Source organism: Luteimonas saliphila, assembly GCF_016774335.1.
In the GTDB taxonomy this organism is placed as follows: Bacteria; Pseudomonadota; Gammaproteobacteria; order Xanthomonadales; family Xanthomonadaceae; genus Luteimonas; species Luteimonas saliphila.
Genome location: NZ_JAETWA010000038.1, coordinates 16601 through 27368 on the forward strand (window position 1 = coordinate 16601; position 10768 = coordinate 27368).

General features: G+C 68.0%; 9 protein-coding genes. 6 read left to right on the forward strand and 3 right to left on the reverse strand.

Annotation, left to right across the window (positions count from 1 at the left end; all coding sequences use genetic code 11):
- Positions 1 to 396 precede the first annotated feature (396 nt).
- The 3 genes from JMO03_RS11300 to JMO03_RS11310 all read left to right on the forward strand — a co-directional run bounded on the left by JMO03_RS11300 (position 397) and on the right by JMO03_RS11310 (position 6425).
- Positions 397 to 3522 carry a TonB-dependent receptor gene (locus JMO03_RS11300; RefSeq protein WP_202843393.1) on the forward strand — a complete coding sequence of 1042 codons (3126 nt, stop codon included), beginning with the start codon at positions 397 to 399 and terminating at the stop codon, positions 3520 to 3522.
- Positions 3523 to 3590: 68 nt separating this feature from the next.
- Positions 3591 to 5189: an alkaline phosphatase D family protein gene (locus tag JMO03_RS11305; RefSeq protein ID WP_202843395.1), complete on the forward strand. Its 1599-nt coding sequence runs from the start codon at positions 3591 to 3593 to the stop codon at positions 5187 to 5189.
- Positions 5190 to 5876: 687 nt separating this feature from the next.
- The gene (locus JMO03_RS11310) at positions 5877 to 6425 is read left to right on the forward strand and encodes a hypothetical protein (RefSeq protein WP_202843396.1); all 549 of its coding nucleotides are present in this window, start codon (positions 5877 to 5879) and stop codon (positions 6423 to 6425) included.
- Between the two features lie 91 nt (positions 6426 to 6516).
- Here JMO03_RS11310 and JMO03_RS11315 read toward each other — a convergent pair whose 3' ends face one another.
- A complete protein-coding gene (locus JMO03_RS11315) occupies positions 6517 to 7191 on the reverse strand; it encodes a class I SAM-dependent methyltransferase (protein ID WP_202843397.1) in 675 nt (224 codons plus the stop codon).
- Positions 7192 to 7241: 50 nt separating this feature from the next.
- Here JMO03_RS11315 and JMO03_RS11320 point away from each other — a divergent pair, with 50 nt between their 5' ends.
- On the forward strand, positions 7242 to 7703 hold the full coding sequence (locus tag JMO03_RS11320; RefSeq protein WP_202843398.1) for an Rrf2 family transcriptional regulator: 462 nt from the start codon (positions 7242 to 7244) through the stop codon (positions 7701 to 7703).
- Positions 7700 to 8635: an NAD(P)/FAD-dependent oxidoreductase gene (locus JMO03_RS11325; RefSeq protein ID WP_202843399.1), complete on the forward strand. Its 936-nt coding sequence runs from the start codon at positions 7700 to 7702 to the stop codon at positions 8633 to 8635. The genes JMO03_RS11320 and JMO03_RS11325 overlap by 4 nt, the downstream gene beginning before the upstream one ends.
- Here the strand turns inward: JMO03_RS11325 and JMO03_RS11330 are convergent.
- Positions 8616 to 8861 (reverse strand): hypothetical protein, encoded by a 246-nt coding sequence (locus JMO03_RS11330; RefSeq protein ID WP_202843400.1) that lies wholly within the window; start codon positions 8859 to 8861, stop codon positions 8616 to 8618. The genes JMO03_RS11325 and JMO03_RS11330 overlap by 20 nt on opposite strands.
- Before the next feature lie 164 nt (positions 8862 to 9025).
- On the reverse strand, positions 9026 to 9640 hold the full coding sequence (locus tag JMO03_RS11335; protein WP_202843401.1) for a DUF2242 domain-containing protein: 615 nt from the start codon (positions 9638 to 9640) through the stop codon (positions 9026 to 9028).
- 489 nt (positions 9641 to 10129) lie between these two features.
- Between JMO03_RS11335 and JMO03_RS11340 the strand changes: the two genes are divergently transcribed.
- Complete coding sequence (locus tag JMO03_RS11340; protein WP_149103539.1) at positions 10130 to 10339, forward strand: cold-shock protein; 210 nt, start codon at positions 10130 to 10132, stop codon at positions 10337 to 10339.
- The last annotated feature ends 429 nt before the right edge of the window (positions 10340 to 10768 follow it).

Genomic DNA, 10768 nt, shown 5'->3' on the forward strand with positions numbered 1-10768 from the left:
GCCCGGCGTACCGACCATCGAGTCGCAGGAGCGATCGTGGTTCGTCCGCTGCGACCTCGTCGCCCGGGTGCGACACGCGTCGGCATTCGACACTTCGTTGCGGACAGGACATCGACGCCGAACCGTCATCGACGCACGGACGTGTGGCGCAGCGCACGCATGTCAATGCGTTGTCATACATCGGATGGATGATTACCGGATCGCATCCATGCGCGGGTCGTGGATGCGGTCGGGGGGCAGCTGGACCGGGGGGAGTCGACCGGTTACTGCTGGCGATGTTGCAGTCCAGGAAGGGTTGTTCTTCTCCGGAGTGCGGTGCGAAGCACGAACGCGCGCCTCCCATCGTGTAGACCCCTTCCTTCAGTAGATCGAGAGTCAGCCCCCATGTCCGCATTGATGAAGACTGCGCTGTCCGGCGCGGTGGTGGTCGCCTTGTGTGTCGCCTCACAGGCGTTCGCGAACGAAGCCGAGCAAGCGCAGGAGCAGGTGGCCGGAGGCCGGGCCGTCGGCACCGGTTCGATCCTGGGCCGTGTGCTCGATCCGGCGACCGGCGAGTACCTGCGCAACGCGCGCGTCAAGATCGACGGACGCCAGGTGGCGACGTCCGGCGAACGCGGCGAGTTCCGCATCATGGGCGTACCCGCCGGCATCCAGTTGCTGACGGTCGAGTTCACCGGCTTCGGCACGGTGCAGCAGCGGGTGCAGGTGCGCGCCGGGGAAACCAGCGAACCCGCGTTCGAGATGTTCAGCACGATCGGCGGCGGTGGCGATGCCGTCTCCATGGACGCCGTGCAGGTGGTCGGCGCTCGCGAGGGCGACGCGCGCGCGATCATGGAGCAGCGTGCGTCGATGAACATCACCAACACCCTGTCGGCGGACAGTTTCGGCGAGATCGCCGACGGCAATCCGGGCGAGTTCCTGAAGTACATGCCGGGCGTGGACTTCGATGTCGTCGCCGACGATGCGCCGCGCAACATCTCCCTGCGCGGCCTGCCGGCCAAGTACACCGGCGTGACGCTGAACGGCATCAGCCTGCCGGGCATCGACGCCAACTCGTCGAGCTCGCGCACCTTCAGCTTCGAGCAGTCGGCGCTCGCCGGCGTCGAGTCGATCAACATCTACAAGACCACCAGCGCCGACATGGACGCCAACGCGCCCGCCGGCACCATCGACATCCGCACCAGGAAGGCGTTCGACGCGAAGGGCCGCCGCATCACCGTGTCGCTCGGCGGTACCACCCACGCCGGCCTGTGGGACGGCAGGAACACCGGCTGGATGGAGGGCGGATACGACAGCAAGTTCCTGCCGTCGAGCACCATCAACTATTCGGACGTGTTCCTCGACGGTCGCCTCGGGATCGTCGCCGGCATCAGCAGCGTGACGAACCTGGTGGAACAGACGCAGATCACCGCGGGCCGGAACTACGTCGCGACCGACGCCAGCCCGTACCCCTATGCGGTGACCTCGATCGCCGGCGCCGGCTACGACCGCGAGTACAACCGCCGCGTCGCCCAGTTCGGCGTCGACTACAAGGCCAGCGACGAGCTGATCCTGTCGCTGATGGCCAATGTCAGTCGCGGCGACATCGACGCCAACACCATCACCCCGACGTTCTCGAACTCCCGCAACTCCTCCGGCGACCCGTCGCTCGACTGGACGACGCGCTATCCCGACGGCGCCACCACGCTCAACACCAACAACGTCTACCACTACAAGGTCGGATACTCGCGCAATTTCGTGCCGGGCTTCGTGTGGCAGAACGAAAGGTTCAGGCTCGACGGAAAGCTCTTTTCGGCGACCTCCGACAGCCGCTACATCTCCGGCAAGAAGGGCCAGGTGTCCGACGTGCTGAACAACATCACCTCGAGCGGCAACTACAGCGCATCGCGCAGCGACTGGATGCACCAGGACTGGCAGATCCAGCAGCTGAGCGGCCCGGACTGGTCGTTGCCGGAGAGTTACGTCATCGGGGCCTATGCCGGCGCCCTCGGCAGCTCGACGCGCCCGACCGTGCGTACGACCAGCGGCAGCAGCGCGGACCTGGACTACCGTGGCGGCAGCCTGGACTTCGAGTTCTACCAGGACCTCGGCAGCGTGCCGGTGACCTGGAAGAGCGGCCTGAAGGCCACGCGCGGCGAGTACGCGTTCGGCAACACTTCCGACGCGAACATCTGGACCTACGACGGTCCGTTGACGAATACCGAGTTCCTGCGCGCGGTACGCAGCGCGAACGACTGGCACAGCGGCGAGTCGGGCATGAATGTCAGGACCCTGGGTGGGGGCGACCTGTACGTGTACAGCCTGGGCAGGATCCACGACATGATGCGGGCCAACCCGGAGCAGTGGGTGCGCAGCCTGACGCCGGCGCAGTGGTACAACGCGCACGTGGCCAATGCCAACGCGATGGACGAGAACATCGACTCGGTCTATTTCATGGGCACGGCCGAGGTCACCGGGAAGCTGAAAGTGCAGGCCGGGCTGCGCTGGGAGCAGACCAGGACCACCAGCCACGATTTCGATCCGCTGAGCGCGGAGCAGGTCGCCGCCGCCGGCTACGCAGTCAGCGCCGGCACCGGCCGGGCCACCAGCATCGAGGGACTGGAGTACCAGTACTTCACCAACCCGCGCAAGAACAACGAGGGCAGCTACAGCGACTTCTTCCCCAGTGCCTCGTTCAAGTACGGCTTCAGCGACAGCTTCAACCTCCAGGCCGGCTACAGCAGGACCATCCTGCGCCCCGAAGTGGGCGACCTGGCGGGCGTATGGTCGGTGAACTACGGCGGAGAGGACGGCAACGTACTGACTGCCCCGAATGTCAACCTGCTCCCGGAGTACTCGGACAACCTCTCGGTGCGCCTGGTGAAGTACTTCGAGCCGGTCGGCCTGGTCGCCTTCGGTCTGTTCCACAACACGATCAAGGACCTGATCAGCGACGTCACCATGACCGCCGAGGAGTTCGGCTACGACGGCGACGAGCCGATCGACCTGGTCGCCACCAGGGCCAACCTGCCGGACGACATCAGCGTCAATGGCTACGAGTTCGAGTTCAACCATGCCATGGACTACCTGCCCGGCGCCCTGAGCGGCCTGACCGTGCGCGGGTCCTACACCCACACCAACCCGTCAGTGGTGATGCCGCGCGTGGCCCAGCAGGTGGCCAACCTCGGACTCGCCTGGCGCCATGGCCGGGGCCGGCTGAACCTCAACACCGTCTGGAGCGACGAGAAGGACCGCGGCCTGACCGGCAACATCACCAACGCCTTCGGCGTCGTCATGAACCAGAAGCAGCCGTTCGACGACTACCTGGAAGTGAACATGTCCGGGGGCTTCACCGTCATTCCGCGTACGAGGGACAACTGGCTGAGTCTGGAGGCCTATTTCAGCGTGAACAACCTCTTCAACCAGAACCGTCACACCGTGTATTCCAACGGCGAAACCGGCCTGGGCGAGAAGGGCCACCACAGCCAGATCTACATCACCAGCGGCCGCAGGGCATCGGTCGGCATCCGTGCCCGGTTCTGAACCGGGCAAACCCCGCCGGTTCGCCACCGCGGCGTACCGGCCCCTGCGTCGGTGGAGGAGTGAACCGCATGATGAAGTCCGCATATCTGGATCGTCGAAAATTCCTGCTGGGCGCCAGCGCGATGGCGTTGTTCGCCGGGCTGGGACCCGCCGGAAGGCTATGGGCCTCGCCAGCCTTCCGCGGCGACCCGTTCGCCCTGGGCGTGGCCTCCGGCGACCCCTTCCCCGGGGGCTTCGTGATCTGGACCCGGCTCGCACCGGAACCGCTGGCCGGGAACGGCGGCATGCCGATGGTGGCGGTGCCGGTCCTGTGGGAGGTGGCGGAAGACGATCGGTTCGACAGGATCGTGCGCCGGGGAGAAGCCATCGCCCGTCCGGAACTCGGCCACAGCGTGCACGTGGAGGTGGACGGGTTGCGGCCCCGCCGTCCGTACTGGTATCGCTTCCACGTCGCAAGCCAGGCGACGAGCCCGGTCGGCACGGTGCGCACTGCGCCGCAGGCCGGTGCTGCCGTGGACCGGCTGCGCATCGGCGTGGCGGGCTGCCAACACTGGGAAGGCGGCTATTTCACCGCCTACCGCTACCTGAGCGAGGAGCCGGAGCTGGATGCGGTCTTCCACTATGGCGACTACATCTACGAAGGCGCGGGCAAGCCCGGAAAGTCCGTCGTCGACGCCGCGGGCAACCGCATCGCCCGGCAGCACGCGGGGGACGAGATCTACACGCTCGACGATTACCGGCGCCGCTACGCGCAGTACAAGACCGATCCGGACCTGCAGGCCGCGCATGCCGCGGCCGCGTTCCTGTCCACCTGGGACGATCACGAGATCGACAACAACTGGGCCAGTGCCAACGACCAGGACGGCGTTCCGCCCGAGGTGTTCGCGTTGCGTCGCCATGTCGCCATGCAGGCCTGGTACGAGAACATGCCGGTGCGCCGTGCGCAGTTCCCCCGTACCGACGGCCTGACGATGCATCGCCGCCTCGACTACGGCAGCCTGCTGCGCGTGCATCTGATGGACACCCGCCAGTACCGCACCCGGCAGCGGTGCGATGCATCGCTGCTGGCGAAGATGCGGCCATGCCGTCCGCAGGACGAACCCGGCGAGGAACAGGTCATCGGCCAGGCGCAGGAGCGCTGGCTGACGCAGGGGCTGGAAGGCGACTTCGGCTGGAACCTGCTTGCCCAGCAGGTGATGATGATGCCGTACACGTACCCCGGAAGCCGCGCGGCAGGGCCGCTCAACACCGATTCCTGGAGCGGCTATCCGCAGGCGCGCCAGCGGCTGGTCGACCTGATCGCGCAGCGCCGCCTCGGCAACGTCGTCGTCGCCACCGGCGATGTGCACAAGCATCATGCCGGTGTGATCCCCTCGAACACGCAGGACCTGCTCAGCACGCCCGTGGCGACGGAGTACGTCACGACCTCGATCGCGTCGGGAGGCGATGGCGACGACATTCCGGAGACCTGGGAGAACGTGCTAGCCGAGAATCCGCATACGGCGCTCCTGAACAACCGGCGCGGCTACCAGCTGTTCGATATCGACAGGGAGCGATGGCGCACCGACGTGGTCGCCGTCGACCGGGTGTCCGCGGCCGGAGGGCGCAAGCGCATCGTTGCCAGGCTGGCGACGGAGCAGGGCCGGCCGGGAGTGGAACGGGCGTGAGCCCGCAGCTCGACGAACTCGCGCCGATTCCATCGGATATCGCGTAGCCCGGATAAGGCCGAAGGCCGCATCCGGGGAAAACGCCGGCATCCGTCGACGGCTGTCCTGCCGACGTCGTCCGCACGCGTCCCGGGTGCGCTTCGCTTACCCGGGCTACGCCACTGGCCGCCGCCCGCGCCGATCCACCTGCCCATCGCGTAGCCCGGATAAGGCCGAAGGCCGCATCCGGGGAAAACGCCAGCATCCGTCGACGGCTGTCCTGCCGACGTCGTCCGCACGCGTCCCGGGTGCGCTTCGCTTACCCGGGCTACGCCATTGGCCGCCGCCCGCGCCGATCCACCTGCCCATCGCGTAGCCCGGATAAGGCCGAAGGCCGCATCCGGGGAAAACGCCGGCATCCGTCGCCGGCTGTCCTGCCGACGTCGTGCGCACGCGTCCCGGGTGCGCTTCGCTTACCCGAGCTACGCCACTGGCCGCCGCCCGCGCCGATCCACCCGACCATCGCGTAGCCCGGATAAGGCCGCAGGCCGCATCCGGGAAAAGCGCGGCCCGTGGTGTGTGTTCGTGCCGCAGATGCCCAGCGAAGCGGGCACCTCGGACCGGTCGATCCCGTAACCTAGTGGATCGGTCCGCGTGAGTCCGGCGGAAAGTCCCGCCGGCCGGTTCCGGAGGATCCAGGGGCGAGGCATGGGGAAGATGCTCGGTGCGGTACTGCTTGGACTGTGTCTGCATGCCCCGCAGGCCGGGGCGCAGGTGTTGTGGGATGGTGCGAGTTACGGGATGAGCCCGGCGCAGGTGCAGCAGCGCTTTCCGCGAGCGCGGCCGCCGGACGTTCCCGACGAGCTGGCGGGTGGCGAGGTCGAGGGTCTGCGCCTGCCGGACGTGCAACGGGCAGGCCATGTGTTCACGGTGTCGTTCTTCTTCGGACACGACGGGTTGATGCAGGTGACGATGGGGCTCGACGGAATGCCCGCACAGGCGGACGGCATGCAGGCCTTCGAGGCGGTCGTCGGCGAACTGGAGGCGGCGCAGGGCAAGCCGCATTCCAGCGACTGGACGCATGCGCCGTTCCAGCGCAGGACGGTGCAGTGGATGGTCGACGGCGCCACGGTCAAGGTGTTCTACATGGATGTCGGCGCGGCTTCGATCGTGAACGTGATCCACCAGGCGCGTCCACCGGATGCGCCACCCGGCCCGCGGCTGGAGACGGCGACGCGGGAACAACGCGTCGATTGATCTATCCGGGTGCGCACGGCTGACCCCGGCCTGCACGGGCGCGAAGCCGACCCTGGTGTTTCCGCATCGCCATTGCGTCGCGCATCGAGGACTACGCGCGATACCCGACCCATCCGCGGAACGTGAATCCGGCATAGAACAGCTCGATCCCCTCGAAACCCGCCTGTTCGAGCAGGCGCACCTCCGCCTCGGGCGACAGGACCGGCAGCCGTTCGCGCATCGCCGCGATCGTCGCGTCCGCGCCAGGCTCCAGGCGTCCGGAGGGCGATGCGAACGCGGCGTAGCGCCGGAGCCAGCGGGTCTTGCCCGCTTCGCTGGCGTCGAAGCTGTGGTGCGCGACCACGAGCGGCGCGCCGGGGCGCAGTCGCCGCCGCAGTTCGCGCAGGGTGTGCAGGCGCGCTTCCGGCGACAGGAAGTGCAGGGTCAGCAGGCAGGTCGCGCCATCGAAAGGAATCTCCGGCGCGTCATCGATATGGCCCTCGATGAGTTCGATCCGGGCCGCCAGCGCGCCCAGGGTGTCTTCCGCCAGTCCGAGCATCGCGGCCGAGGGATCGACGCCCACCAGCCGCCAGCCCGGGCGCGCCACGGCGAATGCCTTGAGCTCCAGTCCGCCGCCGGCGCCGAGCACCAGCACGCGGCCGTCGTCGGGGACGAGTTCCGCCAGCAGCAGCTCCGACATCCGGTGGAGCGCCGCCAGTCCGGGCACCTTGGCCACGGGTCCTTCGAGATACCTGGCGACTGCGGCGGGATCGTTGAACGAGGACATGATGATCGTGGCACTTGACGAGGGACGCCATTTGTAACATCGTTTGTTACATGAAGCGAGACAGCCGCCTTTCCGCCGTCCTCCACGCGTTGCTGCACATGGCCGAGCACCGGGGGCCGATGACGTCCGATGCGCTGGGCCGATGCCTGGGTACCAACCCCGTCGTCGTCCGGCGCACGATGGGCCTGCTGCGCGAGGCCGGGCTGGTCGGTGCCGATCGTGGCCACGCGGGCGGGTGGACGATCCAGGCAGACCTGTCCACGGTGACACTGCGCGACCTGCACGAGGCGCTCGGCGAGCCGGCGTTGTTCGCCATCGGCCATCGCAGCGAACATCCGGCCTGCCTGGTCGAACAGGTGGTCAACGCCGCCCTCGACGATGCCTTCGACGAGGCCGAAGCGCTGCTGATGAAGCGGTTCGCCTCGGTGTCGCTGGCGCAACTGGCCGACGCATTCGCGCAGCGGCACAAGGCGCACAAGGCGAAGGCCCGCAAGCGGAGCGCCGCAGCATGAGCCACGACGCCATCATCGTCGGCGGCAGCTATGCCGGCATGGCCGCCGCCCTGCAGCTGCTGCGGGCGCGACGAAGCGTGCTGGTGATCGACGCCGGGCAGCGACGCAACCGTATGGCGGCCACGTCGCACGGCTTCCTCGGGTACGACGGCAGCGATCCCGCCATGATCGCCAGCGTCGCGCGCTCGCAGCTCGAGCGTTACCCGACGCTGCGCTGGATCGACGGTTCGGCCGTGGCGGCTTCCGGCACCCGCGACCACTTCATCGTCGCCACGAGCGACGGTGCCGAGCACCCCGGCAGGCGCCTGCTGCTCGCGCTCGGCGTCTCCGACGCGCTGCCTGCGGTGCAGGGCCTGGCCGAACGCTGGGGCAGGAGCGTCTTCCATTGCCCCTACTGTCATGGCTACGAACTCGACCGGGGAGAGATCGGCGTGATCGCCACCGGCCCGATGTCGTTGCACCAGGCCAGGCTGCTGCCGGAGTGGGGGACGGTGACGCTGTTCGCCAATGGCGCGCTCGAACTGGACCCGCAGGCTGCACGCGAGTTGTCGGCGCTCGGCATCGCCTTCGAACCGACTCCGATCGACCGCATCGAAGGACACGCCGACATCGTGCTCGCGGACGGTCGGCGACGGGCCTTCGCGGGGCTGTTCACCGCGTCGCGCAACGCGCCCGCGTCCGATCTCGCCGAACGCCTGGGCTGCGAACTGATGGACACGCCGATGGGCATCCAGATCCGCACCAGCGAGGCGAAGGAGACTTCCGTCCCCGGCGTGTTCGCCTGCGGCGACGTCGCGCGCGTGCCGCATTCGGTCTCGCTCGCGGTGGGCGACGGCGCATGGGCGGGGGCCCAGGTGCACCAGTCGCTGGTGTTCGCGGTGTCGGCCCAGACGGACCCGAACAGGCAGTCGCTTACCCGCGTTGCCCGATGATCATCGCGGCCCGTTTGTCGGCTTCGATCCTGTGCCTGAACGACTTGCACATGGCCACGCCCGCATCGGTCAGGCGCAGGCCATCGTCCGTTTCCTCGACAAGCGCACTTTCGATCAGCCGCTGCTTCATCTCCGGCTCGATGGGGACGGAATCGTCGCACTGGAATACCCGGTGGAGGACATCCAGCAAGGCCAGGTCTTCGAGCGGAATCGGATCCATCGTCATGGCCAGGTCGGGCGAGGTTGGAGGGTTGGGATCAGTCGGCCGATCCGTGGAGATGCGCCGCACTTCCATTATGGACCGATCTCGCTGTCGCGGCTCCGGCTCCACGGTCCGATCCGGGGGACGCGATGCGCCCAGTGGGCGTGGACGGGAACTACCCGCGCGCCTTACTGCCCAGGCAGATCCGGCCCCAGGGGATCGGGTGGCCTGTCCGGTTCCGGCGGAAGCGGCGCCACCATGTCCGGTGTGCCGGGCAGGTAGGACGCCACCCGGTCGAAGAACCGCCGGTAGAAGTCCTGGTTCTGCACCGTATTGCTGCCCACCCGTACCAGGTTGGCGTTGCTGCTGCCTACGGGGAGCGAGACCGAGCCGATCATGCTCACGCCCACGCTGGCCGAATTGGACTGCGTCTTCAGCGCGTAGCGGTCCTGCACCGCGTTGAGGAACACGATCGATCCGCCGATCGCCTGCGGCACGCAGGTGGCGCGCACGTTGAGCTGGGTGTGGACCTCGGCCTCGGGCTGGAAACTCTTGGTCGCCTCCAGCGCATCCGTCGCCGACTTGCCGATCACGTAGCCCTGTCCCAGCAGCGCGCGCCGCGTCGCCTCGCAGGCGGTGGCCGGCGCCACCGGATAGGTGCGCGAGTAGGTGTCTTCGGGACCGAAGGTCTCCCCCAATGGCGGCGGTTCCGACTTGTCCTGGCGCGAGCCGCAGGCGGCCAGCGACCAGGCCAGGACGACGGCGACTGCGAGGGAGCGACGGAACGGCGTGGCGGAGGACATGCGGAGCGCGGGATCGGGTCGGGAGGCGGCAACGGCGTGCAGCGCGAGTGTAGCGACCACGGCGTGCAAGACGACTGAATGCGGCGCCGCAGGTCCCGTACCCGGTTGCGCGCCAGCGCCGCCGGCGTGGCCGCGCGGCGCGACGCCATGCGCGCGACGGCCGCACCGGCGGCTAGCGACGAACCTGCCGTTGCCGGCCCTTCGGTGCGCTGCCCGAGGCCGCTCCCGAGGTCCCCGGGAACTGAACTCGACCGCGTCTTCTTCGCCATCAGCCCCCCGATCCGGCGAAAGTGCTGTATGGTGCCTGCACTGTTCAAAGCGGGATCACGGTACATCGTGGCTCCGATGCGGTTGATCAACAGGTTCCAGAGCCGGCGACGGCCTTTCCAGACGATCCGCTCCATCGCTTCGTGTTACCCCTTGCTCGATACAGTCCCGGCACCGCGCCTTGCGGGCCGTGTTTCCTCAACTGATCCAAGGAGTAACACCATGTCTGAACGTCAAACCGGCACCGTCAAGTGGTTCAACGACGCCAAGGGCTTCGGCTTCATCACCCCGCAGAGCGGCGCCGACCTGTTCGTGCACTTCCGTTCCATCCAGGGCAGCGGCTTCAAGTCGCTCCAGGAAGGACAGGCCGTGTCGTTCAAGGTCGCGCAGGGCCAGAAGGGCCTGCAGGCCGAAGAAGTCCAGGCCGAGTAAGCACTACTCGACGCTTGCACCGCATCAGCGGTACCAGGACCCCGGGCGGCGACGCCCGGGGTCTTTTGTTTGGTTCTTCTCCCATGTGAGGGAGCCTGGCCCGGTTGTCAGGGGGTGGTCCCGGGCTTGCGGCTCGGGGCGTTCCGGGCCGGGGATTGCCACTCGGACCGCGCGCGGTCCGGCCGGCACAGCGCGCCGGCGCTCACGTGCACGCGCGGCAGTGCCGCGCGTGCGGCCCGCGCTCGCCCATGCCTGACTCGCCGCCGCAGCGCATCCATGCGCTGCTCGCCGCAATCCCCGGCCCGGAACGCCCGTCGGAGCATCATTGGCCTGGCTTCGAAGAAGCTGGCCACCCGGCCATCGCGGGCAGGCAACGATGAGCCGCGCCCTGGCGCCCGGGGATCGCGACAAGCAAGACATGGATGTCTT

Coding starts and splice junctions, on each gene's coding strand:
- JMO03_RS11300 (WP_202843393.1), top strand. CDS start 397: ATGAAGACTGCGCTGTCCGGCGCGGTGGTGGTCGCCTTGTGTGTCGCC.
- JMO03_RS11305 (WP_202843395.1), top strand. CDS start 3,591: ATGATGAAGTCCGCATATCTGGATCGTCGAAAATTCCTGCTGGGCGCC.
- JMO03_RS11310 (WP_202843396.1), top strand. CDS start 5,877: ATGGGGAAGATGCTCGGTGCGGTACTGCTTGGACTGTGTCTGCATGCC.
- JMO03_RS11315 (WP_202843397.1), bottom strand. CDS start 7,191: ATGTCCTCGTTCAACGATCCCGCCGCAGTCGCCAGGTATCTCGAAGGA.
- JMO03_RS11320 (WP_202843398.1), top strand. CDS start 7,242: ATGAAGCGAGACAGCCGCCTTTCCGCCGTCCTCCACGCGTTGCTGCAC.
- JMO03_RS11325 (WP_202843399.1), top strand. CDS start 7,700: ATGAGCCACGACGCCATCATCGTCGGCGGCAGCTATGCCGGCATGGCC.
- JMO03_RS11330 (WP_202843400.1), bottom strand. CDS start 8,861: ATGACGATGGATCCGATTCCGCTCGAAGACCTGGCCTTGCTGGATGTC.
- JMO03_RS11335 (WP_202843401.1), bottom strand. CDS start 9,640: ATGTCCTCCGCCACGCCGTTCCGTCGCTCCCTCGCAGTCGCCGTCGTC.
- JMO03_RS11340 (WP_149103539.1), top strand. CDS start 10,130: ATGTCTGAACGTCAAACCGGCACCGTCAAGTGGTTCAACGACGCCAAG.